The following is a 25,758-nucleotide window of genomic DNA, read 5'->3' on the forward strand; positions in this document are numbered from 1 at the left end:
CGGCCTCCCCGGATCGACAGTCAGACGGGAGCCGACCGTGCCAGTAAGTCTCAACATTCCATTCTTGCTCAGCGTCGCCGGAGCATTTCTGACGAGTGCAGTGGTGGCCGCGACTTATGTCTGGCCGGCGCTCCGCACCTGGCCGCGCCATGAGGCGCTCCGGCTGCTTGCGGCTTTTCATGCCTTCCGGTTTCTCGGGATGAACTTCATGGTCACAGGCTTCGTATCGCCGGAGGTGAACCCGGTGTTTGCCAGCGCGGTCGGCTGGGGCGATCTGACCGCCGCAGCGCTCGCTCTGCTCTCGATGGCGGCACTGTCGTGGCGTTGGCCGGTGGCCATTCCGATCGTCTGGCTCTTCAACATCTGGGGCACGCTGGATCTTCTCAACGCCTACTTCATGGGCGCGACGAAGAACGCGGATCCCGGCCTGTTCGGCGCCGGCATCTATATTCCGGCGCTCTACGTGCCGCTGCTGCTGGTCAGCCATGTCATGGTCTTCATGATCTTGATGCGGGGGAAGTCGGCGGAACAAGCACAATAACCCGTCATCCCCGCGCAAAGGCTTCGCCTTTGTCGCTGGAGGTGCGAGCGGAGCGAGCCTCGAAGGATGCACGGCCCGGCTGGTGGCCGTTCGCCCTTCGAGACGGCCGCTACGCGGCCTCCTCAGGGTGACGGGACAAGAAATTGAGCGCGTGGCTCCGGCGTGGCCTTCGCGGCGACATCTCCATCAAAACGGCAGCGCCACGCCGGTCTTGATCTCCTTCAGGATCACGTTGGTGCGGACATGGCGGATGCCGGGGATGTGGAACATGAACTCGTCGAGGAATCGGTTGTAGGCGTCCATGTCGCGCACGACGACGCGCAGATGATAATCGGCGTCGCCCGTCGTCGCGAAGCACTCCAGCACCTCGCGGCGCTGCATCACCCGCGCAACGAACTCGTCGACGAATTTCGTGTCGTGCCGCTCCAGGGAGACGTGCAGGATCGCCGAGGTCGCAAAGCCTGCGCGCTCGCGCGCGACCAGCGCCGAATAACCCGAAATGACGCCGGACTCCTCCAGCGCGCGGACCCGCCGCCAGCATGCCGAGGTCGACATGCCGACGGTTTCCGCCAGCTGCTGGTTGGTGGCGCGGCCGTCCTTCTGCAGCTCGGCGAGGATTTTTTCGTCCTGCTCTTCGATCACCGCAGAGCCTCCCGTCTGGTAGACTATACCAATATACTTGGAAAATCGCAAAAGTATACCGAAATTGAGGTCGCCGGAGAACAGATAGGTAGGACCTACCAGAAACTCAGGCATAGCCTTGCCCATTAGACATTGCGATTCCCGGAGGGGTCAGTCATGGGCCAGATGCCGCAACTCGACGCCTACCAGCTGTCCGAGCGTTACAGCCGCGAACGCGGCCGCGTCTTCCTCACCGGCACGCAGGCGATCGTGCGCATCGCGCTCGACCAGATCAGGCGCGACCGTGCCGCCGGGCTCAACACCGCTGGCTTCATCTCCGGCTATCGCGGCTCGCCGCTCGGCGGCGTCGACCTCGAATTGTGGAAGATCGGCGAGCGGCTGAAGCAGAGCCACATCGAATTCTTGCCCGCGGTGAACGAGGACCTCGCAGCCACCGCCGTGCTCGGCTCGCAGCAGGTCGAGACGCAGAGGGATCGAAAGGTCGATGGCGTGTTCGGGCTGTGGTACGGCAAGGGCCCCGGCGTCGATCGCTCCGGCGATGCGCTGAAGCACGGCAATGCCTATGGCTCCTCGCCGCATGGCGGCGTGCTGGTCGTCGCCGGCGACGATCATGGCTGCGTGTCGTCCTCGATGCCGCATCAATCCGATGTCGCCTTCATGAGCTGGTTCATGCCGACGCTGCATCCGGCCGATGTCAGCGAATATCTCGCGTTCGGCGAATATGGCTACGCGCTCAGTCGATTTTCCGGCATGTGGGTCGGCTTCAAGGCGATCTCGGAGATCGTCGAATCCGGCGCCTCGGTCGAGCTTGCGCCGCCGCGCGCGTTCGTGCGGCCGGATTTCGTACCGCCGCCCGGCGGCCTGCATTATCGCTGGCCGGATCTGCCGGGCCCGCAGATCGAGGAGCGGCTGGAGGCGAAGAAGCACGCGGTCTACGCTTTTGCCAAAGCCAATCCGATCGACCGCCGCATCTACGACATCAAGGACGCGACCTACGGCATCGTCACCACAGGCAAGGCGCATCTCGATCTGATGGAGGCGCTGCGGCTGGTCGGGCTGGACGAAGCCGCATGCCGCCGCTTCGGCATCGACATCTACAAGGTCGGCATGGTGTGGCCGCTCGCGCTGCATGATGCGATGGAGTTCGTGAAGGGCAAGCGCGAGATCCTCGTGGTCGAGGAGAAGCGCGGCATCATCGAGAGCCAGTTCAAGGAATACTTTTACGACTATCCCGGCTCCAAGCCGGAGCGGATGGTCGGCAAGCACGACGAAACTGGCGCGCGGCTGATCTCCTGGACCGGCGAATTGTCGCCGCTGATGCTGGCCGATGTGCTGGCGCGGCGGCTCGATCCGATGTTTCCCGAATTGCAGCTCGCCCGCCGCGTCACTGCGCTCAGGCCCGAGCAGGACCGCACGATCGCCGTCCTCGGCGCGACGCGCACGCCATATTTCTGCTCGGGCTGCCCGCACAACACGTCGACGAAGGTGCCCGACGGATCCAAGGCGCTGGCCGGCATCGGTTGCCACTTCATGGCGAGTTGGATGGACCGCGAGACCTCGTCGCTGATCCAGATGGGCGGCGAAGGCGTCAACTGGGCAGCCTCGTCGAAATTCACCGGCAACAGCCACGTGTTCCAGAATCTCGGCGAAGGCACCTACTATCACTCGGGCTCGATGGCGATCCGCCAGGCGATCGCCGCCAACGCCAACATCACCTACAAGATCCTGTTCAATGACGCGGTGGCGATGACCGGCGGCCAGCCGGTCGACGGCCCGGTCAGCGTGCAGGCGATCGCGCACTCTGTCCGCGCCGAGGGCGTCGCGCGGATCGCGCTGGTGTCGGACGATCCCGGGCAGTTCTCGTCGGCGGATTTGCCCGCCGGCGTCACCATCCATCCGCGCGAGGAGATGGACGCCGTGCAGCGCGAGCTGCGCGAAATTCCCGGCGTCACCGTGCTGATCTACCAGCAGACCTGCGCCACCGAGAAACGGCGGCGGCGCAAGCGCGGGACGATCGAGGATCCCGCGCGTTTTGCTTACATCAACGACCTCGTCTGCGAGGGCTGCGGCGATTGCTCGGTGGAATCGAACTGCCTCAGCGTTGAGCCGAAGGAGACGCCGTTCGGCCGCAAGCGCAAGATCAACCTCTCGACCTGCAACAAGGATTTTTCCTGTCTCAACGGCTTCTGCCCGAGTTTTGTGACCATCGAGGGCGGCAAGCGGCGGGCGAAGAGCGCAAGCGCGATCGATCCGCTGGCACGCGCCGCCGCGCTGCCAGCGCCGGGGCTTGCAGCCCTCGACAAGCCCTATGATCTGCTGGTGACCGGCGTCGGCGGCACGGGCGTCATCACGGTCGGTGCGCTGATCGCGATGGCTGCGCATCTGGAGCGCCGCGGCGTCTCGGTGCTCGACTTCACCGGCTTCGCCCAGAAATTCGGCCCGGTGCTGAGCTATCTGCGGCTGGCGGCAGCACCCGAGGCGCTACATCAGGTCCGGATCGACCAGGGCGCGGCGGACGCGCTGATCGGCTGCGACCTCGTGGTGAGCTCGTCGGCCAAGGCCTCCGGCACCTATCGCAAGGGCATGCGCGCCGCAGTGAACATTGCGGAAATGCCGACCGGCGACGTGGTCCGCTTCCGCGACGCCGATCTCGCCTCGCCGGCTCGCTTGCGCGCCATCGAGCGGGTGATCGGGTCCGGCAACCTCACCACGATCGACGCCAACGCGCTGGCCGAGCGGCTGCTCGGCGACAGCGTTTATGCCAACATCATGATGCTCGGCTTTGCCTGGCAGCAGGGCCTGGTGCCGGTGTCGCTGGACGCACTGACCCGCGCGATCGAGTTGAACGGCGTCGCGGTCGAGCGCAACAAGCAGGCGCTGGCCTGGGGCCGGATTGCCTTTGCAGATCCGGATTTCTTGCCGAAAGCGGACGGTCCTGCGGCCAATGAGCCCGAGACCCTGGAGCAGATGATCGCGCGGCGCGCAGACTTCCTTCGTGACTATCAGGACGAGGCCTATGCCACGCGCTACCGCGCGACGGTCGATCGCGTCCGCCGCGCCGAGGCCGCGCTCGGCAGCCGCCGCGACGAAGGTGCGCCCCCTCTCCCGCTTGCGGGGGGTTGGGGTGGGGGTATCTCCACGAGTTCCATCGCGGAGAGAGCCCCCACGCGTAACGCATCTGGCGATGCGTTACGGCCTCCCCCGCAAGCGGGAGAGGCGAACCGAGTCCGTGGCGAGGCCGAACTCCTCCTCACCGACGCCGTTGCCCGCTCACTGTTCAAGCTGATGGCCTACAAGGATGAGTATGAGGTGGCGCGGCTGCACATGCAGTCCGGCTTCCTCGAGACCCTGAAGCGCGAGTTCGACGGCGACTTCACGGTGCAGTACCATCTCGCGCCGCCGCTGTTGCCGGCACGGCTGGATGCACGGGGCCGGCCACGCAAGCGCGCGTTCGGCCAGTGGATCCAGACGCCACTCCGCTTGCTGGCGCAGCTCAAGGGACTGCGCGGCACGCCGTTCGACGTGTTCGGCTACACCGCGGAGCGCCGCGCCGAGCGCGAGCTGATCACCTGGTACGAGGCGCTGATCGAGACCATGCTCGGCAAGCTCGACGCCGCGCGACTGCCCGATCTCGTCGCGCTGGCAAAGGCCCCGATGGAAATCCGCGGCTATGGGCCGGTGAAGGACACTGCGATCGAGAAGACCAAAGCGGAGGTGGCGCGGCTGACCGCGCTTCTCACCTCCGCCCCGTCAGATACCAACGACGGCTCAGGCCGCCGCGCCGCGCTTGGCGGGTGAGATCAAGCCGACCACGACGGTCGCGATCACCGCTACCACGATGTTGAGCAAGAGCGCGCCGAGGCCGACATAGAAGGTGAAGCTGGAATCGCCGAGCGAGAAGCTGGCGAGCGGCTTCAGCCCGTTGCTCCACGCCGTGTAGGTGCCCCAGCCGATGCCGACCGCCCAGCCGAGCAACAGCGCTTCGGCGCGGAACCAGACGGTGAACAGGCCGAACACCAGCGCCGGCAGCGTCTGCACGATCCAGAGGCCGCCGAGCAGTTGCAGGTCGAGCGCATATTGCGTCGGCAGGAACAGGATGAAGGCAAGCGCGCCGACCTTCACCACCAGCGAGGTGATCTTCGCCACCGACGCCTCACCGGCATGCGAGATATCCGGATTGACATAGGACTTCCAGACATTGCGGGTGAACAGATTGGCGGCGCCGATGCTCATCACCGCGGCCGGCACCAGCGCGCCGATCGCGATCGCCGAGAATGCGAAGCCCGCGAACCATTCCGGGAACAAGGTCTTGAACAGCATCGGCACCACATCGTTCGGCGACGTCGCCTTGATGCCGGCGGCATAGGCCATGTAGCCAAGCAGCGCGATCAGGCCGAGCAAGAGCGTATAGGCCGGCAGCAGGATCGCATTCTTGCGGATGGTATCCGCCGACTTCGAGGCGAAGATGCCGGTCAGCGTGTGCGGATACATGAACGCGGCGAGCGCCGAGCCGAGCGCCAGCGTCGCATAGGGCAGATACTGCGCGGGCTTCAGCGTCAGTCCGGTGGCGCCGCCCTTCGCCGTGAAGGCATCGTTGGCCGCCGAGAACACCGCGCCATAGCCACCGAGCTTCGAGGGCACCACGACCACGGCCGTCAGCACCACGATGTAGATCATGATGTCCTTGACGAAGGCGATCAGCGCCGGCGCGCGCAGGCCGGAGCTATAGGTATAGAGCGCGAGGATCACGAAGGCCGCGATGATCGGCAGTTCGCCGGTCAGGCCCATCGCCTTGATCACGACCTCCATGCCGATCAGCTGCAAGGCGATGTATGGCATGGTCGCGACCAGGCCGGTCAGCGCCACCGCGAGTTCGAGACCGCGCGAGCCATAAGCGCCATGGACGACATCTGCGGCGGTGACGTAGCCGTTGGCATGCGCCTTCTTCCACAGCACCGGCATCACGGCGAATACGAAGGGATAGACGATGATGGTGTAGGGCAGTGCGAAGAAGCCGTAGGCGCCGACCGCGTAGACCAGCGCCGGCACCGCGATCACCGTGTAGGCGGTGTAGAAATCGCCGCCGACCAGGAACCAGGTGATCCAGGTGCCGAACTGACGGCCGCCGAGACCCCATTCGTCGAGATGCTCGCTGACCGGGCCGGACTTCCAGCGCGCGGCGAAGAAGCCCATCACGGTGACGAGGGCGAAGAAGAAGATGAAGACGGAGAGCGCCACCCAGGCGATGTGATCGGTCATGGCTACCCCCTCAACGCTGCTCGTCGGCGTCAGGCCGCTGGCTGCGATAGACCAGCCAGATCAGCAGCGAGGAGATCGGCACCCAGGCGAGCTGGTACCAGTAGAAGAAAGGAAAGCCGAACAGCGAGGGTTCGGCGAAATTATAGAACGGTACCCACAGCAAGCCGATGAACGGCAGCAGCAACAGAATCCACATGGCCCACTCCCAGCCCAAGGCCTGACCCACCGGCGGGGTTGCCGGCGTCCCGTCATCAACGACCCTGGAACCCGTTTGTTGCGTCTAGAATCACGGTTGCGGCATGGCGATGCAAAAAGATGTGATCGCCGTGCGCCGCGGCGTCCTATTCGGCCTTGATGCCGGCATCCTGGATCACCCGGCGCCAGCGCGCCTCCTCTCCGGCAAAGTAGCGGTCGAGCTCGGCCGGAGGCTGTGCCACCATCACGAGACCCTCATTGACGCCGAGCTTCTTGAAGGCCTCCGCCTGCACGGCCTTGGCGGCCGATTTGTTGAGGCGGTCGATGATCTCGGGCGGCGTGTTCGCAGGCGCGTAAAGGCCGTACCATGATTCGGCGACGTAGCCGGATACACCGGCTTCCGACACCGTCGGCAATTGCGGCAACGCGGGCGAGCGTTCCGCCGAGGTCACCGCGATGGCGCGCAGCTGTCCGGCTTCGACCAGCGACGCGCAGCTTGCCACCGTCGTGAACATCACCTGGATCTGGCCGCCCAAGAGGTCGGTGATCGCGGTTGCCGCGCCCTTGTAGGGCACGGTGGTCAGATTGACGCCCGCCATGTGCTTGAACAATTCGCCGGCGAGATGCGCCGAGGTGCCGGTGCCATAGGTCCCCTAGGACAGTTTTTCCGGATCGGCCTTCGCAGCCGCGATCAGATCGGTGATCGACTTGATCGGCGAAGCAGGATTGACCACGACGACATTGAACGACCGCGCCACCAGCGCCACCGGGGCGAAGTGCTTATGCGCATCGTAGGGCAGCTTGCTGTAGAGGCTCGGATTGACCGCGTTGGCGAAGGTCGCGATCAGCAGCGTGTAGCCGTCGGCCGGACTGGTGGCGACACTCTGCGTGCCGATGATGGTGCCTGCCCCCGGCTTGTTCTCGACGATCACGGCGACGCCGAGATCCTTCTGCATCTCCTGCGCCAGCGTGCGCGCGACGACATCGGTGCCGCCGCCCGGCGCGAACGGCACCACGATTTTCACGATATGGTCGGGATAGAAGGCGCGCGCCGGCACCTGCAGCAGCACATTTGCTGCGATCGCGAACAGGACGGAGGTCAGAACGCGAAGCGGCATGGCAGGCCCCGGCGGCGGATGAGGCACCTTCATACACGGGAGCGCCATGCAAGGGATGCCGGATGGTCATGACGCGCTATTGGTCCCGTCATCCTGAGGAGCCGCGTAGCGGCGTCTCGAAGGATGCACGGCCCGTTCTCTGGCCGATTCATCCTTCGAGGCTCGCTCCGCTCGCGCCTCCAGCGACAAAGGCGAAGCCTTTGCGCGGGGATGACGGAGATAGAGTGCTGCGCACACCGTCCCTCACGAATACGGATTGATCAGCTTCTGCTGCTCGGTGGCGTGATGCACCAGGAGATCGATGAAGACGCGCACCTTCGCCGAGAGGTGATGGCGGTGCGGGTAGATCGCGTTCATGGTGAGCTCGACCGGCCGGTATTCGGGCAGCAGCCGAACCAGCTTCCCCGATTCGAGTTCGTCCCGGACCAGGAAGCCCGCCGCGAGGAACACGCCGACGCCGGCGAGCGCCGCGAGTTTCAGCGTCTCGCCGCTGTTCGAGACGAGATTGCCCGCCACTTTCACCGCTGCCGGCGCGCCCTTGCGGTCGACGAAGTGCCACTCGTCCCCGAAAGGGTAGTTGACGTGGCGAACGCAGTTGAGGGCCACGAGGTCATCGAGCCGCTCCGGCTTGCCGTGCGCCTCGACGTAGTCGTGCGAGCAGCACAGCACGTGCCGCCAGGTGGCGATGCGACGCACGATCAGCGCGGAATCGCGCGGCTGGATCATCTGCACGGCGAGATCGAAATTCTCGTCGAGCAGGTCGGCCGAGCGTTCACCGATCATCAGATCAATCTTGACCTCGGGATAGGTGGCGAGGAACTCGGTCACCGTCGACGACAGGAACTGGACCAGATGGGTGTTGGTGAAGATCCGCAGCGTGCCGCGCGGCACCGATTGCTGCGCGCCGGCCACCTCATCGGCCTGCTCGATGTCGGCGAGGATCTGGACGCAACGCTCGTAATAGGCCTGGCCGACCTCGGTGAGGCTGACCTTGCGCGTGGTGCGGTTGAGCAGCCGGGCACCGAGCCGGTCTTCCAGCGACTGGACGTGGTTGCTCACCATGGTCGTGGACATGTTGAGCTTGCGGCCGGCGGCGGAAAAGCCGCCGGAATCCACGACCCGGACGAAGGCGGTCAAACTGGTCAGGCGATCCATGTAACAAGGTCCGGATTATCAGCGCTGGCTTGATAATGCTTCCAGTTTTATCGGGATTATCACAGCGGACAGGACATTGCATCTAAGGGGCCGTATCCGGCGCCCTTTCTGGAAGGACGCGAATGTTCGGCCAGGAGACAATCATGTCGACCACGACCTATATCCCTGAAGAATCTGCCAAAATCGGCCTGCGTCCGTCACGGCGGACGGTCAAGCGGGTGGCACTCGGGCTCGCCGCCCTGCTCGGCATCGCCGTGGCCAGCGACCTTGGCTACGACTATCTCACCACCGGCCGCTATCTCGAATCCACCGACGACGCCTATGTGAAGGCGGACTCCACGATCATCGCCCCGAAGGTGTCGGGCTACATCGCCCGCGTGCTGGTGACCGACAACCAGCCGGTGAAGGCCGGCCAGCTGCTGGCCGAGATCGACGACCGCGACTACCGCACGGCGCTTGGTCAGGCCAAGGCTGACGTCGACGCCGCCGACGCCTCGGTGCGCAACCTCGATGCCCAGCTCGAGCTGCAGCAGCCGATCATCGACCAGAGCACCGCCGATGTCGAAGCCGCCGAAGCCAATCTGAAATTCGCCCAGGAAGAGCAGAGCCGCTACGACGGCCTGATGAAGTCCGGCTCCGGCACTATCCAACGCGCGCAGCAGACCGACGCCGCGCTGCGCAGCAATACCGCGCAGTTGCAGCACGCCAAGTCGGCGCTGTCGGCAGCGCAGCGCAAGGTCGATGTGCTGACCACGCAGCGCGCCCAGGCTGTCGCGCAGGCTGACCGCGCCCGCGCGGTCGAGCAGCAGGCCGAGCTGAACCTGTCCTACGTACGGATCACCGCGCCGGTCGACGGCACCGTCGGCGCCCGCACGCTCCGCGTCGGCCAATACGTGCAGGCCGGCACCCAGCTGATGGCGGTGGTGCCGCTCGATGCGGTCTATGTGGTCGCCAATTTCAAGGAGACCCAGCTGACCCATGTGCGTAACGGCCAGCCGGTCGAGCTCACCGTCGACAGCTTCCACGGCACCACGCTGAAAGGCCATGTCGACAGCCTGTCGCCGGCCAGCGGCCTCGAATTCGCGCTGCTGCCGCCCGACAACGCCACCGGCAATTTCACCAAGATCGTGCAGCGCGTGCCGGTGAAGATCGTGCTCGACGATCACAGCCTCACCGGCCTCTTGCGGCCGGGCATGTCGGCGATCCCGACCGTCAACACCAAGGCAACGGTGCTGGCCGAGCGTGAGGAGAAGCGCCGGCTGGCGTCGGCGACGCGGGCGAGCGGCGGTTAGCACCAAAGCCTTCTTCGACCAGCAAAGCGCGATCGATCACCGCATCGGTGGTCGATCGCATTTTGCTGTGCCCTCCCCGCTGCGTCCCTCTTTAGTGCCGCGCACGCCGGTGGAAGGGCTCCCTCCCCCCTTGCGGGGGAGGGTTGGGGAGAGGGGTGCCGCTTGCGCTGACATCGGACGGATCGCGATTCGCACTTGCGGCAAGTGACACGTCGGCAGGATTGAAGCAGTTCGGGCAATTGACGTCAGCGCCCGGGGCCACCCCTCTCCCCACCCTCTCCCGCAACTATCGCATTCACACATCTGGGTTGCGATTAGCGGTAAAGCGGGATTCTCTATCGGTAGGCAAGCCGGTGGAGGTTTTGATGGCCGGGGTGGCATATGGACTGGGACGATTTGGCGATCGTCGCCTGGAAAAAGGGGGGCGCGGCTGCATGCGGCGCTGGTGGCCCGACCTGGCTCGTGCATCCGCCGCCTCGGTGAGGACCGTGCGGGCGAGATGCAGTTTCGCCGGCTTCTTCACAATCCGTCGGTGACGGCCGCAGAGATGTCACGGCATGCCGGAGACCTCACCGGGCAGCGAGCGGCTGGTCGGCATGTTGTTGTCGCACAGGACACGTCGGAATTGATCTTGGGCGGCCGGCGGTCGCGACAATGCTACGGACCGGTCGCCAAAGGCAATGCCGCGGGTTTGTTGCTGCATGTGGCACTGGCGGTAGAGGCCGAGACGCAAGGGTTGCTCGGTCTGGTCTCGATGCAGGTTTGGAACCGTAACCGAGAGGAGTTGGCACCACGGCGCAAGCGGGCGACGGCGGCTAAGGAATCGCAACGATGGATCGAGAGCAGCGAACGGGCGGGTGAGGTACTGGCTGCGGCGGCCAGCGTCACGATGGTATCGGACCGCGAAAGCGACTTTTACGAACTGTTCGTGAAGCGTCCGCAAAACGTCGAATTGGTTGTGAGGGCCTGCCAGAATCGGCGGATCGAGGGGGCCGAAGAAGAACCCGGATTTGCTGTTCACCTTCATCGACGCCCAGGCCGAACAAGGGCGCGTTGCCATGACGGTCCCCGCCGCACCAGGACGGCGCGCGCGCGATACCGAGTTCGCAGTGCGCTTCGCGCCGGTGGCCGTATGCCGGCCGCTCCATGGAGCCGATCCGACGTTGCCCGAGACGGCTCACCTGACGCTGGTCGATGTCCGCGAGGTATCGGAGCCGAAAGACGGTAGCGCACCTGTGCATTGGCGGCTTTTGACTACCCACGCTGTCGCTACATTGAACGACGCGCGTCAAGTGGTCGGCTTCTACCGGACGCGTTGGGTGATCGAGGAGTTCTTCCGTACGCTCAAGACGGCAGGCTTCGATATAGAGGAAGCCGATATCGGCGACCCGCAGGCCATGATCAACTTCGTCGCTGCTGCAGCCGTTGCGGCCATCACCATCAAGCAACTCGTCCAGGCCCGCGACGGCAACACGGATCAGCTCCTGAGCGATGCCTTCGAGCCAGACGACCAACCCATCCTCGAAGCCGTCTCCGCCCGGCTCGAAGGCAAGACCGAGCGGCAACGCAATCCGCACCCGAAGGGATCCCTGGCCTTTGTCGCTTGGGTCATCGCACGCCTCGGCGGCTGGACCGGCTACTACGGCAAGCCGGGTCCCAAAGTCATCCGCATCGGCCTTGCCAAGTTCCACGCCATCAAATACGGCGCCAATCTAAGGCTTCAGAATGTGTGAATCTGATAGCTCTCCCGCAAGGGGAGAGGGAGCCTGAGAGAAGTGCTCACCTCACTCGTCGACACCACGGGGCCGCAGTGGCAGCGGTGTCGATTATCAATCTCTGCCGGACAATCCTTCCAGTCTTTCCCGGATTATCGAAACTGGCCGCCTAATCCATGTTGTGCGGGCAAGCAAGGACCACTCCAATGACCGCGCTCCAGCCCACCGCCAATGCAGCCGACGCTGCAAACTTCGCTGCCCCGGCAGCCCCCGCAGCGCCTGCCGCGCCCCGCGATCCCGACCAAGACCTGGATCGCGGTGATCGGCGCCACGCTCGGCGCGTTCATGGCGGTGCTCAACATCCAGATCGTCAATGCCTCGCTTGCCGACATTCAAGGCGGCATCGGCGCGGGCATCGATGACGGCGGCTGGATCTCGACCTCCTATTTGATCGCCGAGATCGTGGTGATCCCGCTGTCCGGCTGGCTCGCGCAGGTGTTCTCGGTGCGCATCTATCTGCTCACCAACGCGTTCCTGTTCCTGGTGTTCTCTGGCGCCTGCGCGCTGGCGCAGGACCTGCCGCAGATGATCGCGCTGCGCGCCGTGCAGGGCTTCACCGGCGGCGTGCTGATCCCGATGGCATTCACGCTGATCATCACGCTGCTGCCGAAGGCGAAGCAGCCGATCGGGCTGGCGCTGTTCGCGCTGTCGGCGACGTTCGCGCCGGCGATCGGCCCGACCATCGGCGGCTATCTCACCGAGAACTGGGGCTGGCAGTACATCTTCTACGTTAATTTGGTGCCTGGCGCCGTGATGATCGCGATGCTGTACGTCTCGCTCGATCCGAGCCCGATGAAGCTGTCGCTGATCCGCCAGGGCGACTGGCTCGGCATCGTCACCATGGCGATCGGCCTCGCCGCGCTGCAGACCGTGCTGGAAGAAGGCAACAAGGACGACTGGTTCGGCTCGCCCTTCATCGTCCGCCTGTCGGTGATCGCAGCCGTGGCGCTGGTCGCCTTCCTCATCGTCGAGTTCACCGTCGAGAAGCCGCTGCTCAATCTGCGCCTGCTCGCCCGCCGCAATTTCGGCTTCGGCATGCTGGCCAACTTCCTGCTCGGTATCGCGCTGTACGGCTCGGTGTTCATCCTGCCGCAATATCTGTCGCGCATCCAGGGCTACAACGCCGAGCAGATCGGCATGGTGCTGGCCTGGACCGGCCTGCCGCAGCTCGTGCTGATCCCGCTGGTGCCGCGGCTGATGCAGCGCTTCGACCCCCGCATCGTCATCGGCGTCGGATTTGCGTTGTTCGCCGGTTCCAACTTCATGAACATCTACATGACCAACGACTATGCGGCCGATCAGCTGCTCTGGCCCAATGTCGTCCGGGCCGTCGGTCAGGCGCTTGCATTCGCTCCGCTGTCGGCGGTTGCGACGGCCGGAATTGAGGCGGAGAATGCCGGATCGGCGTCAGCATTGTTCAACATGATGCGCAACCTCGGCGGCGCCATCGGCATTGCCGCGCTGCAGACACTGCTGACCAAACGCGAGCAATATCACTCCAACGTGCTGATGCAGTCGGTCTCCATGCTGGAACAGGCGACCCGAACGCGGATTGAGGGATTGACCCAGTATTTCCTGAACCACGGCGTTGCCGATCACGCCGACGCCACCCACCGCGCGATCGCGGCGGTCGGCAAGGTCGTGCAGAAGCAGGCCTATATCCTCGCCTTCAGCGACACCTTCTATTTGCTCGGTGTGGCGCTGATTGTGGCGCTGGTGGCGACACTCTTCCTGAAGAAGCCGGGCCAGCTCGCTGGCGGCGGCGGTGCACACTAGCTCTTTTCACTGAACCCATAACCAAGGAGAACGATCATGAAAGCCCGCATGAATTTCTACCAGGCCGCCCCCGAGACGATCAAAGCGCTGGTTGCGGTCGAGAGCCAGATCACGGCGAGCGGCCTCGAGCAGTCGCTGATCGAACTGGTCAAGACCCGCGCCTCTCAGATCAACGGCTGCGCCTACTGCATCAACATGCACACCGAGGACGCCCGCAAGCATGGCGAGACCGAGCAGCGGCTCTATCTGCTCAACGCCTGGCGGGAGTCGCCGCTCTACAGCGAGCGCGAGCGCGCGGCACTGGCCTGGACCGAAGCACTGACGTTGATTTCAGAGACGCACGCGCCCGACGCCGACTACGAGGCGGTGCGCGCGCAGTTCACGGACAGCGAGCTGGTCAACCTGACCACGCTGATCGGCGCCATCAACGCCTGGAACCGGATCGCGATCGGCTTCCGCGCGGTACACCCGGTGAAGGTGAAGGTCGCGGCGTGAGGGCGGTACTGTCCGCGATATATTCCACTGTCATGCCCCGCTTCATGCGGGGCATCCAGTACGCCGCGGCCTCTCGGCTCAAGCGCCACGGTCTTTGGAATACTGGATCGCCCGGTCCCGTCTACGCCAAGGCTTCGACGAGGCCTCAGCGCATGCACGCGCCGAAGCTTTTTGCGGAGACGGCAAGCCTTGCGATGACAGCACGAATGGGGATGGATCAAACCGCCGTCGCGCGGGCGAACTCGACATAGATCTCGCGCAGGCGATCGGTGATCGGGCCGACCTTGCCGGTGCCGACGGTCTTGCCGTCGATCGCGACCACGCCCTGCACGAACACCGAGGCGCTGGTGATGAAGGCTTCCTTGGCGGCGAGCGCTTCCTCGACCGTGAAGGCGCGCTCCTCGATGCGCAGCTGACGCTCCTCGGCAAGCTTGACCACCGCCTTGCGGGTGCAGCCCGGGCAGGATCTCGTTGCCGTTATGCCGGGTCACGATGACATCGTCCTGGGTGACGATGAAGGACGAGGACGAGCCGCCCTCGGTGACCTTGCCGTCCTCGATCATCCAGGCCTCGCCGGCGCCGGCCGCGGCCGCGGCCTGCTTGGCGAGCACCTGCGCCAGCAGCGCCACGCTCTTGATGTCGCGCCGCTCCCAGCGGATGTCGGGCACCGTGATCACGTTGATGCCGGTCTTGGCCGACGGCGCGTTGATGATGTCCTTTTCCGAGGTGAACATCACAAGGGTCGGCTTGACGTCGGCCTTCGGGAAGGCGAAGTCGCGCCCCTTGTCGGCGCCGCGGGTGACCTCGAGATAGACCATGCCGTTGACGAGGTCGTTGCGCTTGACCAGCTCCTTCTGGATCTCCTCGATCCGCTCCAGCGTCTCGGGAAGCGCCAGCTGGATCTCGCCGACCGAACGCTTGAGCCGCGCCAGATGCGAGGCGTTGTCGATTAGCTTGCCCTCGAGCACCGCCGCCACCTCGTAGATGCCGTCGGCGAACAGGAATCCGCGGTCGAACACCGAGACCTTGGCCTCCGAATGCGGCACGAACGAGCCGTTGACGTAAGCGATCTTTTCCACGCGAGTTCTCCTGCGGACGAAGGACGAAGTTTCAGCCTTCGTATACGCAAATTGTTAACGGGGGAAAACCCTCCACACCGTCATTCCGGGATGCGCCCGCTAGGGCGCAGGCCGGGAATCCATAACCATAATCGTGAGTATGGATTCCGGGCTCGCGCTGCGCGCGCCCTCAGGTGCGCAATTGCGCACCGGGGAATGACAGGCCGAGAGAAGCCCCAGCCTCAGTGCTGCAAGATCTTCGACAGGAACTTCTGCGCGCGGTCGCTGCGCGGCGTGCCGAAGAAGTCGGCCTTCTTGGCGTCCTCGACGATCTCGCCGCGGTCCATGAAGATCACGCGGTCGGCGACCTTGTTGGCAAAGCCCATTTCATGGGTCACGACCATCATCGTCATGCCCTCGCGGGCGAGGTCGACCATCACGTCGAGCACCTCGCTGATCATCTCGGGGTCGAGCGCCGAGGTCGGCTCGTCGAACAGCATCGCGATAGGGTTCATCGCGAGCGCGCGGGCGATCGCGACGCGCTGCTGCTGGCCGCCCGACAATTCGGCCGGGTATTTCTTGGCGTGATCCTTCAGCCCGACGCGATCGAGCAGCTTCGTGGCCGTGGCCACGGCGTCATCATGCTTGCGTCCCAAGACCTTCTCCTGCGCAAGGCAGAGATTGTCGATGATCCGCAGATGCGGAAACAGCTCGAAGTGCTGGAACACCATGCCGACGCGCGAGCGCAGCTTCGGCAGGTCGGTCTTGGGATCGTTGACCTTGATGCCGTCGAGGATGATGTCGCCGCCCTGGATCGGCTCCAGCGCGTTGACGCATTTGATCAGGGTCGACTTGCCCGAACCCGACGGGCCGCAGACCACAACCACCTCGCCCTTGGCGACGCTGGTGGTGCAGTCCTTCAGCGCCTGGAAGCTCGGCCCGTACCATTTGTTGACGTGATTGATCTCGATCATGATGGCTCAGCTTGTTGTTCAGCGAACAATGGCGATTCGCGCCTGCAGGCGGCGCACGCCAAAGGACGCGACACAGGAAATGACGAAGTAGACCAGCGCGGCGAACAGGTACATTTCGACCAGGCGGCCGTCGCGCTGTGCGACCTTGCTGGCGGCGCCGAGGAAATCCGGGATCGACAGCACGTAGACCAGCGAGGTGTCCTGGAACAGCACGATGGTCTGCGTCAGCAGCACCGGCAGCATGTTGCGGAACGCCTGCGGCAGCACGACGTAGCGCATCGACTGCGCGTAGGTCAGGCCGAGCGCGCTGGCCGCGGCCGGCTGGCCGCGCGAGATCGACTGGATGCCGGCGCGCATGATCTCGGAGAAATAGGCCGCCTCGAATGCGACGAAGGTGATCAGCGAGGAGGCGAACGCGCCGACCGAGATCGGCCGCGACGCGCCGGTCAGCCATTGCCCGATGTAAGGCACCAGGAAGTAGAACCAGAAGATCACCAGAACCAGCGGCAGCGAGCGGATGAAGTCGACATATAAGCCGGCGATGCGCCCGAGCACCTTGTAGCTCGACAGCCGCATCAGGGCGATCAGGGTGCCGAACACGAGGCCGCCGAACGCCGCGAGCGCCGTCAGGGTCAGCGTGAAGCGCATACCCTCGAAGAACAGATAGGGCAGCGAGCGGCGGATGACGTCGAAATCGAGATTGCCGAGCATCGTCATTTGCCCGTGATGTAGCCGGGGATCGCGACATAGCGCTCGAGCAGGCGCATCGCGGTGACCACGACGAAATTGAGGAGAAGATAGAGCACGGTTGCCGCGGTGAACGCCTCGAACACCTGGAACGAGAACTCCTGCATCGAGCGCGCCTCGCCGGTCAATTCGATCAGGCCGATGGTGATGGCGACCGCGCTGTTCTTGATGGTGTTGAGGAATTCGGAGGTCAGCGGCGGCAGGATGATGCGGAACGCCATCGGCAGCAGCACGTAGCGATAGGTCTGCACCGTGGTGAGGCCGAGCGCGGTTGAAGCCTGCTTCTGCCCGCGCGGCAGCGAGCCGATACCGGCCTGCAATTGCACGGCGACGCGCGCCGACATGAAGAGGCCGACGCCGATCGCAGCCGTCCAGAACGGCGCGTTCGGCAACTGCTTCATCCACAGCCCGGCGGATTTCGGCAGCAGCTCGGGCAGCACGAAGAACCACAGGAAAAGCTGCACCAAGAGCGGCATGTTGCGGAAGAACTCGACCCAGCAGAAGCCGATCCACGATGCCGTCCGCGACGGCAGCGTGCGCAGCACGCCGATCACCGTGCCGGAAACCAGCGCGATGATCCAGGCGAGCACCGACACCTTGACGGTGACCACCAGTCCCGCCAGCAACAGGTCGAGATAGGTGCCGGTCCCCATCGGGTTCGGCTCGAGAAAGATGTGCCAGTTCCAATTATAGTTCACGGGTCCCCCGCGCTATCGCGCCGATCAGGCTTGACGGCAACGTATGCGCATCCAAACGCGATGCGCCGACTATATGCAAATGTCCGGCCATTTTCCTCCAAAAATGGCCGGACACGCTTAGTTCTCCGGTCCCTCATGGTGGGGAGGCGCATTGCGCCGTCTCGAACCATGAGGCCCCGGCAGCTTACTTGTAACTATCCGGATCCGGCGAGTCCGACGGCTTGGCGAATTCGTTCTTCAGCTCCGGTCCGAGCGGCACGTTGAGGTTCAGGCCTTTCGGCGGAATCTTCTGCATGAACCACTTGTCGTAGATCTTTTCGCCCTCGCCGCTGGTGTAGAGCGCGGCCGTGGCGGCGTCGACGACCTTCTTGAACGGCGCATCATCCTTGCGCAGCATGATGCCGTACGGCTCCGGCTTGGAGAACGCGTCCTTGGAGATCACGTAGTCGCCCGGCGACTTCGAGCCGGCGACGAGGCTCGCGAGCAGGATGTCGTCCATCACGAAGGCGACCGCGCGGTCTGTCTCGACCATCAGGAAGGCTTCGGCGTGATCCTTGGCCGGGATGATGTTGGCGCCGAGGCCGCGCGCGACATTGGCTTCGGTGAGCTGCTTGATGTTGGTGGTGCCGGCGGTCGAGACCACCGTCTTGCCCTTGAGGTCGTCGATCGACTTCAGCCCGCTCGACTTCTTGAAAACGTAGCGGCTGGCAGTCAGGAAGTGGGTGTTGGTGAACCAGACCTGCTTCTGCCGCTCGGCATTGTTGGTGGTCGAGCCGCATTCCAGGTCGACGGTGCCGTTGGCCATCAGCGGAATACGCGTCGCCGAGGTCACCGGGTTGAGCTTGACCTCGAGCTTGTCGAGCTTCAGCTCCTTCTTGATGGCATCGACGATCTTGTAGCAGATGTCCATCGCATAGCCGACGGGCTTCTGGTTGTCGTCGAGATAGGAGAACGGGATCGAGGAATCGCGGAAGCCGAGCGTGATCGCGCCGGTGTCCTTGATGTTCTTCAGCGTCCCGGTCAGCTCCTCGGCCTGCGCCTGGCTCGCGCCGAGGGCGGCGGCGAGCGCGAAGCCGATGAGATATTTGGATGTCATACGTCTACTCCTTCGTGGAAACGTCAATTTACTGCGTGAGAATGTCGGCGAGGACGGGTGCGATATAGCGGCGAAACTGCTCCGGATTCTCGCTCATCGGAAAATGACCGAGCTTTTCCATGATCGTAACGCTGGCGCCCCCTATAGCCGTTGCCGTCCGCCTCGTGTCCTCGGGCGTGCAGGAGAAATCATACTCGCCCGTGAGGAGATAGAGCTTGCATACTTTAGTATCGATTGACGCGACCCGGCCGCGCAGGTCGCCGTCGACACGGTAGAAATGAAGGTCGCCCTTGAACACGCCTGGACCGCCCTGCTTGTAGGCCCACAGCGTTTCCATACGTGCAGGCGCCGGGCTCTGCGGTGCAATCAGCCCCGACACCAGTGCGGCGCAGACCTCGCCGCCGTGAACGTCCGCCCGATTGAGCCAGTCGGTGTCGTACCACGGCTCCTGGAAATCGGCAGCCTCGAGCCCGATCAGCGCGCGAAACTCGGCGGCATGTTCGATCGCAAGGTTGAGCACGATGCGGCCGCCGATCGAGCAGCCCATCACGACAGGCTTCTCCAGCCCCAATGCACAGCAGAAGGCGCGGATGGTCTCGGCGTAGCTGTTGGTGGTGAGTTGGTATTCATCGCCGGTCCAGCTTTTCGGCGGATTCGACTTGCCATGCCAGGGCATATCGAAGGCAATGACGCGGAAATTTTCGGCAAATTGCGCGTCCGCGAGCAGGTGCCGCCATTGCCGCGCGTCTGATCCCGCGGTGTGCAGGCAGACCAGCGGAATGCCCTTGCCGTTCTCCTCGAAATAGATCCGGTGCAGCTCGCCGCCGATCTCGACGTGAACGTAGCGGCCGACCATCGGCTCGATATGACCGTTCATGATCGCGCCGCTCATGATACGGCCGCCAAATGCTGCCGCGGCAGCGCCAGCAGGTCCTTGAAGTATTGCAGGTGCGTCATGAAGGGATGCAGATCGCCCTCCAGCACCGCCTCGCCGCGCTTGGTCAGCGCCAGCAGATCGTGCCAGCCGGGTTTCGGCTCGGCCTGCCAATAGGCGGCCCAAGCCTGCGGCGTCGCACGATAGGCGAAGCGCCATGAGCGCATCAGGACCGGCGAGGGCACGAGCTCGACGATGCGGCCGGCCCGGATCGCGGCGTGAAACGGCCGCGCCATCGGGCCGAGCAGGCAGTCGCAATCGAGCAGCCGCCCGCGCGAGACCAAGAGCGGCGCCTGGTCGAGCAATGCGGGAATGCCGGCAAACGCCGTCGTCACAGCGTCGTCGGCGGCGTCGGGCGATAACGTCATCTGTCGGGGAAGTTTTCCTGCGGTGGACGCCCCATGATGACCGGAAGGGCACGATCCCGCAAGCCGCCGATGCCCTTGGGTTTCCCTGGATTATACGCTTGACCAAACGCCGCTTGCGAGTCCATGGCGCGGACCTCCGCGCCGTCCCCGCACGCCTTGTTCGCCGCGACCTCGGCAGCGTAGAATGCCTGCGCCCCGAGTGGCCCCGCAAGATGATCCTGGAATCCGCTTTCACCGTTCACACAGACGAGCAGGATCGCGCTCCGCGAGAGGGACGCGCGCTTCGAGACCGCGCGCTTCGCCCAGGCCGCAACCAGGCCGAAAGAGAGCAAGTCATGACGGTAGATCAAAACGCCCTGATTCTTCACCAATACGACATCTCGCCGTACTCCGAAAAAGTCCGCGGCGCGCTCGGCCTCAAGGGCCTCACCTGGTGGGCCTGCAACCAGCCGTCGATCATGCCCAAGCCGGACCTGATCGCGCTGACCGGAGGTTACCGCCGCATCCCGGTGCTGCAGATCGGCGGTGACGTCTATTGTGACAGCGAGCTCATTCTGGACGAGATCGAGCGCCGCTTTCCCGCTCCGTCGATCTTTGCATGCGGTCGGGCCACCGCGGAGACCTATCGTCTATGGGCAGACGAGAAGCTGTTTCCGACTGTCGTGGGACTGCTGTTCTCCGGAGATTGGGATGTCAACGAGGCCTTCATCGCCGACCGCTCGGCGCTGCGAGGCCGGCCGTTCGATCCCGAAGCGTTCCGCGCGGCCATTCCGAGCTTGACCGACGCGCTGCATCGGCACCTGCGGCTACTGGAGATGCAGCTCGAGAACGGCAACGCCTTTCTGGCAGGCGAGCAGCCGAGTGCGGCCGATCTTCAGGTCTTCCACAACCTCGTCTTCATCCGCTGGGGTAAGGGACGGACGACAGCGTTGCTCGACCAGCATCCGGGCCTGCGCGCCTGGGAGGCGAGAATGCGCGCGATCGGACACGGCATACGTCATGACATCGGCAAGGACGACGCGCTCAGAGTAGCCCGCGAAGCGCCGATCTCTGCGGCGGTTGGCGGCGCGCGCGTGAGCTACCAGATCAATGACGCCAATTCGTCGCCGATCGCGGGCAGATTGGTCGCAGAGGACGCGCAGCGGGTGTCGATCCTTCTGGAAAATCCGTGTGTCGGCACCGTCGTGGTCCATCTGCCGGCGACCAGTGGTCGGCTGCATCGCCTCGATTGAACCGCTTGGTTCCTGAGAGGATGTGAAGTTTTGTCCTCATCCACTGTTGTCGTCGCCCGGCTCGACCGGGCGACCCAGTACGCCGCGGCCTATCGGCTCAAGCACGACCGTCTCTGGAATACTGGATCACCCGCATGCGCGGTTGATGACACTGAGCAAGCTGAGTAAACCAACTCCGTCATCCTGAGAGGGCGCGACGTCGACCGTGCGCGGGTTTGCTTGACGCGCGGGGAGAGGCAAAGCAGAGCGCGGCACCATTTCACCCCGCCTTGACGCTACGCCCGTTCTTCGGCGCCTGGGCCATCGCGCGGGCGAGCACCTGGGCTTCCTTCTTCAGCATGTCGGCGAGCTCGCTTTCGCGGCGGCGAATGCGGTCGGATGCCGCGCCGATCGAGAGCGCGGCGACCACCTCGCCGGCATCGTCGCGAACGGGAACGCCGACGCCGCCCATGCCGGGGAATGCGGCGTCGATCAGCACGGTGTGGCCGGCCTTGCGCGCCACGGCGATCCGCTCGCGCAGGAATTTTGGCGTGATGCGCGGCGATTTCGCCAGCCGCGGCACGATCACCTCGATCACGGCCTCGATCTCGGCGTCCGGCAGCCAGACCAGAAGCGCCAGTGCGCCGGCGCCGACGCCGAGCGGACGGCGGCTGCCGATCTGCAGATAGTTCGGCTGCAGCGGATGGCTGCCGACCGAGCGCGCCAGATACAGCGCCTCGACACCGGAGCGCACCGACAACAATGCCGTATCGGCGGAGCGCTCCGACAGCCGCAGCAGGCTCGGCTGCGCCAGTTCGGCGATGTCGACCGAGCGGCGCGCGCCGACCGCCATCACCCGCGCCTCCTGGCCGAGCTCATATGTCTTGGCGCCGGCGACCCGGCTGACGAAACCTTCCTCGATCAGCGAGTTGAGGATGCGCAGCGCGGTCGCCTTGTTCAGCGAGGTGGTGTCGGCGATGTCCGTCAGCCGCAGCGGCGAGCGCTGCGCCAGCACGCGCAGGATCGCGCAGACCTTCTGGATCGCGTTGAACTTGTCGGGTTGGCCCGGCTCCGGCGGTGGCCTCTTGCGGCTGGTCCGTGCGGTCGCAGTCGTGGAGGCGTTCATGCCTTGGTCTTCCTTGCCTCGATTCCGGATCCTGGACCGGGCACGACAAAGGGCCGCGCCCGGCGGACATCATCCTAAGACGGATGACGTGCGCCGGACATCGTATACTTTCGTCAGATGAAACTTTGATTGCGACTATCTACGCTGCTTTGCAGCAACGAAGACATTCGAATTTCGCTTCACGAAATCATGCCAGCCGCAGCCGGCGGATCGTGAACAGCGCCCACAGGCTGAGCAAGCAGACGCCGGTGAGATAGTAGCCCGGTGCGAGCTCACCGATCGGCGCGAAGCCGCCCATCCAGGTCATGATCGCCGGGCCCATCCCGCCGAACAATGTGACGCCGATATTGTAGCTGAGGCCGAGCCCGGTCGCACGCGTCGCCGCCGGAAACAGCTCCGACATCAGCGCGGCGAGCGGCCCGTAATACAGCGACTTGAGGACGCCGAGCCACAGCACGCCGATCAGGATGATGGTTGGCGTCGGTCTACCGGTGAGCAGCAGGAAGGCCGGGAAGATCGAGACCAGCAGCAGCAGCGCAAACAGGATCATGTGCGTGGTGCGTCCGATCTTGTCGGAGACGAGGCCTGCGATCGGCGCCAGCAGCGCGACCGCCGTCTGCGCGGCGAATGCGGCGATGAATCCGACCGACGGCGCGAGGTTCAGCGTCTTCACCACATAGGTCGGCATGTAGACGATCAGATAGTTGACCGCGGTCGATACCGCGAGCGCACCGATCGCCAGCATCGTGGCGAGCTTCTGCCGCGCGAACACTTCCCTCACCGGCGAGTCCTGCTTCCCGGCCGCCGGCGGCGGCGTCGCATCGTCGACATGGTTGCGGATGTAGATGCCGACCGGGCCGATCAGCACGCCGAACAGGAACGGCAGCCGCCAGCCCCAGGATTGCAAATCCTCGGGACTCATCAGCGAGGTCAGCAGCGCGCCGAAGCCGGCCCCGAGCAGGCCACTGACGCCCTGGCTCGCGAACTGCCAGCTCGCCACGAAGCCGCGGCGCTCCGGCATGTGCTCGACCAGGAACGCGGTCGAGGAGCCGAACTCGCCGCCGGCCGAGAAGCCCTGCACCAGCCGCGCCAGCATCACCGCGATCGGCGCCAGGATGCCGATCGTCTGATAGGTCGGCATCAATGCCAGCACCAGCGTGCCCAACGTCATCAGCACGATCGACAGCATCAGGGAAGCCTTGCGGCCGTGACGGTCGGCATAGGCGCCGAGCACGATGCCGCCGATCGGGCGGATCAGGAACGACAGGCCGAAGCTGCCGAAGGTCAGCAGCAGCGAGGTGGTCGGATCATTGGCCGGGAAGAACGCCTTGGAGAGATAGACCGCGAAATAGGCGTAGACCGAGATGTCGTACCATTCGAGCGCATTGCCGACCGAGGTTGCGACGATCAGGCGGGTGATGTTTTTCTTGGTGGTGGCGGCCGTGTGCTGCGCGTCAGCCGGCGTTGATAAAGTCATTCCGTTTTCCTTGCTGGCGTCGGGCGCCAGTTCTCCGCTCGTCATGCCCGGCCTTGCCGGGCATCCATGTATCCCCGTCATCCCCGCGCAAAGGCTTTGCCTTTGTCGCTGGAGGTGCGAGCTCTTGCGAGCCTCGAAGGATGCACGGCCCCGCTGGTGCCCGATTCATTCTTCGAGGCTCGCTCCGCTCGCACCTCAGGATGACGGGGAAAAAGCGAGCCCGTCCTTCAACCTTAAAGCTGCGCCTCGCCGAGATCCCAGAACAGGCCGGCCATGATGGTCAGCGCCTCCTCGGTCACCGGCAGCAGGATGTGCTCGTCGGGCGCATGCTGCGAGCAGCCCGGATAGGAATGCGGCACCCAGATCGTCGGCAGGCCCAGCCCTTCCGAGAACACGTCGTTCGGCAGCGAGCCGCCGAAGTTCGGCAGCACTGCCGGCGCCTTGCCGGTGGTCGTGCGGATCGAGTTCGCCGCCCACTCGATCCACGGGCTGTCCATGTCGGTGCGCGAGGCGCCGAAGCGCTGCGCGCCCGAAACCTCGACCATCGGGAAGCCGTTCTTGTGCAGATAATCGCGCACCCCATCGATCACTTCGAGATATCTCGTGCCGACGACGAAGCGGAGTTGCAGCACCGCGTTCGCCTTGCCCGGAATCGCATTGGCGGGCTTGTCGATATTGCCTGACGACATCGCCAGCACTTCCAGCGTGTTCCAGGCGTAGAGCCGCTCGGCCGCGGTCAGGCCCTCCTCGCCCCAGTCTTCCGCCAGCGCCGGTTCGTCCGCCGTCGGCTTGATCTCGACGTCGGCGAGCGCGGCGCGGACGCGGTTCGAAATCGGCGGCGGCTTCAGGATATCGAGCTTCATGCGGCCCTTGCCGTCGACCAGGCTCGCGATCGCGTTCACCAGAATCGTCGCCGGATTGGCCAGCACGCCGCCCCAATTGCCGGAATGGTTGCCGCCCTCGCGCAGATTGACGTCGAGGTGGATGCGGTTGCCGCCGCGGCAGCCGAGGAAGATGGTCGGCCGCTCCGCCGACAGCCGCGGCCCGTCGGAAGCAATGAACAGGTCGGCCTTCAGCTCCTCGCGATGCGCCTCGCAGACCTCGCGCAGATCCGGCGAGCCGATCTCCTCGCCGGTCTCGATGATGAACTTGGCGTTGAAGCCGAGCTTGCCGCCGCGCGCCTGCTTCACCGCGCGCAGCGCGGCCATGTTGATCGAATGCTGGCCCTTGTTGTCGGCGGTGCCGCGGCCGTAGACGCGGTCGCCCTTGACCGTGGTCTGCCACGGATTGAGCCCGTCGCGCCATTCGCCGACCATGCCGTCGACGACGTCACCATGGCCGTAGGTCAGTACGGTCGGCCGCGCGGCATCTTCCTGGTAGTCGGCGAGCAGATAGGGCCCGCGGCCGGTCGGCGATTCGATCAGCCGGGTCTTGAAATCGAGCTCGGCGAAGGCGGGCTGCAAATTCTCGACCAGATAGGCGCGCAGCGCATCGGCCTTGTCGGCGTTCAGGCTCTCGGTCTGGTAGCCGACCCTGCGGTCCAGCTCCTGCAAGAACTGTCCCGATTGAAAATGCTCTCGCACCTTTGCGATTGCGTCGGCCCGTGTCGCCATGATTGTTCCTTCGTCCGGTCGCGTCTTGGCATGATCCCACCGGAACGCGACGCTTTGCGCCCCGATCATGCTTCTGGAGGCCGGCAACCTATCGGGATCGGCGCCCCACCGGAAGGGTGTGAATCGCGAAGGGGGCCTTGCCAAAACGTGGGAAGTCGCAACAAAGTTGATGCGGGACGCCCGGCATCCGACCGGGCAGCATTCGAAG

General features: G+C 64.7%; 21 protein-coding genes and 3 pseudogenes. 7 read left to right on the forward strand and 17 right to left on the reverse strand.

All coding sequences use genetic code 11. The features are described 5' to 3' along the window. Positions 1 to 37 precede the first annotated feature (37 nt). Positions 38 to 541: a hypothetical protein gene (locus ACVWW1_RS24360; protein WP_456657693.1), complete on the forward strand. Its 504-nt coding sequence runs from the start codon at positions 38 to 40 to the stop codon at positions 539 to 541. Positions 542 to 727: 186 nt separating this feature from the next. On the opposite strand, the gene ACVWW1_RS24365 is transcribed toward ACVWW1_RS24360, so the two are convergent. Then, positions 728 to 1,183, reverse strand: a complete 456-nt coding sequence (locus ACVWW1_RS24365; RefSeq protein WP_456660664.1) for an Lrp/AsnC family transcriptional regulator — start codon at positions 1,181 to 1,183, stop codon at positions 728 to 730. A gap of 156 nt (positions 1,184 to 1,339) precedes the next feature. Between ACVWW1_RS24365 and ACVWW1_RS24370 the strand changes: the two genes are divergently transcribed. Beyond that, the gene (locus ACVWW1_RS24370) at positions 1,340 to 4,981 is read left to right on the forward strand and encodes an indolepyruvate ferredoxin oxidoreductase family protein (RefSeq protein ID WP_456657694.1); all 3,642 of its coding nucleotides are present in this window, start codon (positions 1,340 to 1,342) and stop codon (positions 4,979 to 4,981) included. On the opposite strand, the gene mctP is transcribed toward ACVWW1_RS24370, so the two are convergent. The 4 genes and pseudogenes from mctP to ACVWW1_RS24390 all read right to left on the reverse strand — a co-directional run bounded on the left by mctP (position 4,952) and on the right by ACVWW1_RS24390 (position 8,910). Further along, positions 4,952 to 6,442 carry a monocarboxylate uptake permease MctP gene (gene mctP / locus ACVWW1_RS24375; protein ID WP_456657695.1) on the reverse strand — a complete coding sequence of 497 codons (1,491 nt, stop codon included), beginning with the start codon at positions 6,440 to 6,442 and terminating at the stop codon, positions 4,952 to 4,954. The genes ACVWW1_RS24370 and mctP overlap by 30 nt on opposite strands. 10 nt (positions 6,443 to 6,452) lie before the next feature. After that, entirely contained in the window at positions 6,453 to 6,638 is a 186-nt protein-coding gene (locus ACVWW1_RS24380) for a DUF3311 domain-containing protein (RefSeq protein WP_207832856.1), read from the reverse strand. Between the two features lie 145 nt (positions 6,639 to 6,783). Continuing rightward, a pseudogene (locus tag ACVWW1_RS24385) lies at positions 6,784 to 7,803 on the reverse strand (tripartite tricarboxylate transporter substrate binding protein). Positions 7,804 to 7,998: 195 nt separating this feature from the next. Further along, complete coding sequence (locus tag ACVWW1_RS24390) at positions 7,999 to 8,910, reverse strand: LysR family transcriptional regulator (protein WP_176529193.1); 912 nt, start codon at positions 8,908 to 8,910, stop codon at positions 7,999 to 8,001. A 143-nt stretch (positions 8,911 to 9,053) separates the two neighbouring features. Here ACVWW1_RS24390 and ACVWW1_RS24395 point away from each other — a divergent pair, with 143 nt between their 5' ends. Next, positions 9,054 to 10,202, forward strand: coding sequence for an HlyD family secretion protein (locus ACVWW1_RS24395; RefSeq protein ID WP_456657696.1), 1,149 nt, complete (start codon positions 9,054 to 9,056; stop codon positions 10,200 to 10,202). A gap of 550 nt (positions 10,203 to 10,752) precedes the next feature. Here ACVWW1_RS24395 and ACVWW1_RS24400 read toward each other — a convergent pair. Next, complete coding sequence (locus ACVWW1_RS24400; protein ID WP_456657697.1) at positions 10,753 to 11,229, reverse strand: hypothetical protein; 477 nt, start codon at positions 11,227 to 11,229, stop codon at positions 10,753 to 10,755. Here ACVWW1_RS24400 and ACVWW1_RS24405 point away from each other — a divergent pair. From ACVWW1_RS24405 to ACVWW1_RS24415, 3 genes and pseudogenes are all read left to right on the forward strand, one after another. After that, positions 11,213 to 11,935, forward strand: coding sequence for a transposase (locus ACVWW1_RS24405; RefSeq protein ID WP_456657698.1), 723 nt, complete (start codon positions 11,213 to 11,215; stop codon positions 11,933 to 11,935). The genes ACVWW1_RS24400 and ACVWW1_RS24405 overlap by 17 nt on opposite strands. Before the next feature lie 188 nt (positions 11,936 to 12,123). Beyond that, positions 12,124 to 13,753: pseudogene (locus ACVWW1_RS24410) on the forward strand (MDR family MFS transporter). Positions 13,754 to 13,789: 36 nt separating this feature from the next. Beyond that, complete coding sequence (locus tag ACVWW1_RS24415) at positions 13,790 to 14,248, forward strand: carboxymuconolactone decarboxylase family protein (RefSeq protein WP_456657699.1); 459 nt, start codon at positions 13,790 to 13,792, stop codon at positions 14,246 to 14,248. A gap of 217 nt (positions 14,249 to 14,465) precedes the next feature. Here ACVWW1_RS24415 and ACVWW1_RS24420 read toward each other — a convergent pair. The 8 genes and pseudogenes from ACVWW1_RS24420 to ACVWW1_RS24455 form a co-directional block, all read right to left on the reverse strand. After that, a pseudogene (locus tag ACVWW1_RS24420) lies at positions 14,466 to 15,327 on the reverse strand (D-amino-acid transaminase). Positions 15,328 to 15,548: 221 nt separating this feature from the next. Continuing rightward, positions 15,549 to 16,280, reverse strand: a complete 732-nt coding sequence (locus ACVWW1_RS24425; RefSeq protein ID WP_173638638.1) for an amino acid ABC transporter ATP-binding protein — start codon at positions 16,278 to 16,280, stop codon at positions 15,549 to 15,551. 18 nt (positions 16,281 to 16,298) lie between these two features. Beyond that, a complete protein-coding gene (locus tag ACVWW1_RS24430) occupies positions 16,299 to 16,991 on the reverse strand; it encodes an amino acid ABC transporter permease (RefSeq protein ID WP_176529188.1) in 693 nt (230 codons plus the stop codon). A gap of 2 nt (positions 16,992 to 16,993) precedes the next feature. Next, entirely contained in the window at positions 16,994 to 17,725 is a 732-nt protein-coding gene (locus tag ACVWW1_RS24435; protein ID WP_176529187.1) for an amino acid ABC transporter permease, read from the reverse strand. Positions 17,726 to 17,909: 184 nt separating this feature from the next. Continuing rightward, the gene (locus ACVWW1_RS24440) at positions 17,910 to 18,821 is read right to left on the reverse strand and encodes an amino acid ABC transporter substrate-binding protein (protein WP_207832867.1); all 912 of its coding nucleotides are present in this window, start codon (positions 18,819 to 18,821) and stop codon (positions 17,910 to 17,912) included. Positions 18,822 to 18,849: 28 nt separating this feature from the next. Then, the gene (locus ACVWW1_RS24445) at positions 18,850 to 19,713 is read right to left on the reverse strand and encodes an alpha/beta fold hydrolase (protein WP_456657700.1); all 864 of its coding nucleotides are present in this window, start codon (positions 19,711 to 19,713) and stop codon (positions 18,850 to 18,852) included. Next, positions 19,710 to 20,123 (reverse strand): hypothetical protein, encoded by a 414-nt coding sequence (locus ACVWW1_RS24450; protein ID WP_456657701.1) that lies wholly within the window; start codon positions 20,121 to 20,123, stop codon positions 19,710 to 19,712. The genes ACVWW1_RS24445 and ACVWW1_RS24450 overlap by 4 nt, the downstream gene beginning before the upstream one ends. Further along, positions 20,120 to 20,491 carry a hypothetical protein gene (locus tag ACVWW1_RS24455; RefSeq protein WP_456657702.1) on the reverse strand — a complete coding sequence of 124 codons (372 nt, stop codon included), beginning with the start codon at positions 20,489 to 20,491 and terminating at the stop codon, positions 20,120 to 20,122. The genes ACVWW1_RS24450 and ACVWW1_RS24455 overlap by 4 nt, the downstream gene beginning before the upstream one ends. Here ACVWW1_RS24455 and ACVWW1_RS24460 point away from each other — a divergent pair. Further along, positions 20,459 to 21,355 (forward strand): glutathione S-transferase family protein, encoded by an 897-nt coding sequence (locus tag ACVWW1_RS24460; RefSeq protein ID WP_456657703.1) that lies wholly within the window; start codon positions 20,459 to 20,461, stop codon positions 21,353 to 21,355. The genes ACVWW1_RS24455 and ACVWW1_RS24460 overlap by 33 nt on opposite strands. 259 nt (positions 21,356 to 21,614) lie before the next feature. Here ACVWW1_RS24460 and ACVWW1_RS24465 read toward each other — a convergent pair whose 3' ends face one another. The 3 genes from ACVWW1_RS24465 to ACVWW1_RS24475 form a co-directional block, all read right to left on the reverse strand. Further along, the gene (locus ACVWW1_RS24465) at positions 21,615 to 22,460 is read right to left on the reverse strand and encodes an IclR family transcriptional regulator (protein ID WP_456657704.1); all 846 of its coding nucleotides are present in this window, start codon (positions 22,458 to 22,460) and stop codon (positions 21,615 to 21,617) included. A 187-nt stretch (positions 22,461 to 22,647) separates the two neighbouring features. After that, a complete protein-coding gene (locus tag ACVWW1_RS24470) occupies positions 22,648 to 23,937 on the reverse strand; it encodes an MFS transporter (RefSeq protein ID WP_456657705.1) in 1,290 nt (429 codons plus the stop codon). A 233-nt stretch (positions 23,938 to 24,170) separates the two neighbouring features. Then, positions 24,171 to 25,550 carry a M20 family metallopeptidase gene (locus ACVWW1_RS24475; protein WP_456657706.1) on the reverse strand — a complete coding sequence of 460 codons (1,380 nt, stop codon included), beginning with the start codon at positions 25,548 to 25,550 and terminating at the stop codon, positions 24,171 to 24,173. Positions 25,551 to 25,758 lie beyond the last annotated feature (208 nt).

The organism is Bradyrhizobium sp. JR3.5, from assembly GCF_054057015.1.

Bases quoted from the DNA above. Each gene is read 5' to 3' on its own strand.
- ACVWW1_RS24400 (WP_456657697.1), bottom strand. From the start codon at position 11,229: ATGAAGGTGAACAGCAAATCCGGGTTCTTCTTCGGCCCCCTCGATCCG.
- mctP (WP_456657695.1), bottom strand. From the start codon at position 6,442: ATGACCGATCACATCGCCTGGGTGGCGCTCTCCGTCTTCATCTTCTTC.
- ACVWW1_RS24425 (WP_173638638.1), bottom strand. From the start codon at position 16,280: ATGATCGAGATCAATCACGTCAACAAATGGTACGGGCCGAGCTTCCAG.
- ACVWW1_RS24430 (WP_176529188.1), bottom strand. From the start codon at position 16,991: ATGCTCGGCAATCTCGATTTCGACGTCATCCGCCGCTCGCTGCCCTAT.
- ACVWW1_RS24465 (WP_456657704.1), bottom strand. From the start codon at position 22,460: ATGAACGCCTCCACGACTGCGACCGCACGGACCAGCCGCAAGAGGCCA.
- ACVWW1_RS24460 (WP_456657703.1), top strand. From the start codon at position 20,459: ATGACGGTAGATCAAAACGCCCTGATTCTTCACCAATACGACATCTCG.
- ACVWW1_RS24470 (WP_456657705.1), bottom strand. From the start codon at position 23,937: ATGACTTTATCAACGCCGGCTGACGCGCAGCACACGGCCGCCACCACC.
- ACVWW1_RS24370 (WP_456657694.1), top strand. From the start codon at position 1,340: ATGGGCCAGATGCCGCAACTCGACGCCTACCAGCTGTCCGAGCGTTAC.
- ACVWW1_RS24415 (WP_456657699.1), top strand. From the start codon at position 13,790: ATGAAAGCCCGCATGAATTTCTACCAGGCCGCCCCCGAGACGATCAAA.
- ACVWW1_RS24390 (WP_176529193.1), bottom strand. From the start codon at position 8,910: ATGGATCGCCTGACCAGTTTGACCGCCTTCGTCCGGGTCGTGGATTCC.
- ACVWW1_RS24440 (WP_207832867.1), bottom strand. From the start codon at position 18,821: ATGACATCCAAATATCTCATCGGCTTCGCGCTCGCCGCCGCCCTCGGC.
- ACVWW1_RS24395 (WP_456657696.1), top strand. From the start codon at position 9,054: ATGTCGACCACGACCTATATCCCTGAAGAATCTGCCAAAATCGGCCTG.
- ACVWW1_RS24445 (WP_456657700.1), bottom strand. From the start codon at position 19,713: ATGAGCGGCGCGATCATGAACGGTCATATCGAGCCGATGGTCGGCCGC.
- ACVWW1_RS24380 (WP_207832856.1), bottom strand. From the start codon at position 6,638: ATGTGGATTCTGTTGCTGCTGCCGTTCATCGGCTTGCTGTGGGTACCG.
- ACVWW1_RS24475 (WP_456657706.1), bottom strand. From the start codon at position 25,550: ATGGCGACACGGGCCGACGCAATCGCAAAGGTGCGAGAGCATTTTCAA.
- ACVWW1_RS24450 (WP_456657701.1), bottom strand. From the start codon at position 20,123: ATGACGTTATCGCCCGACGCCGCCGACGACGCTGTGACGACGGCGTTT.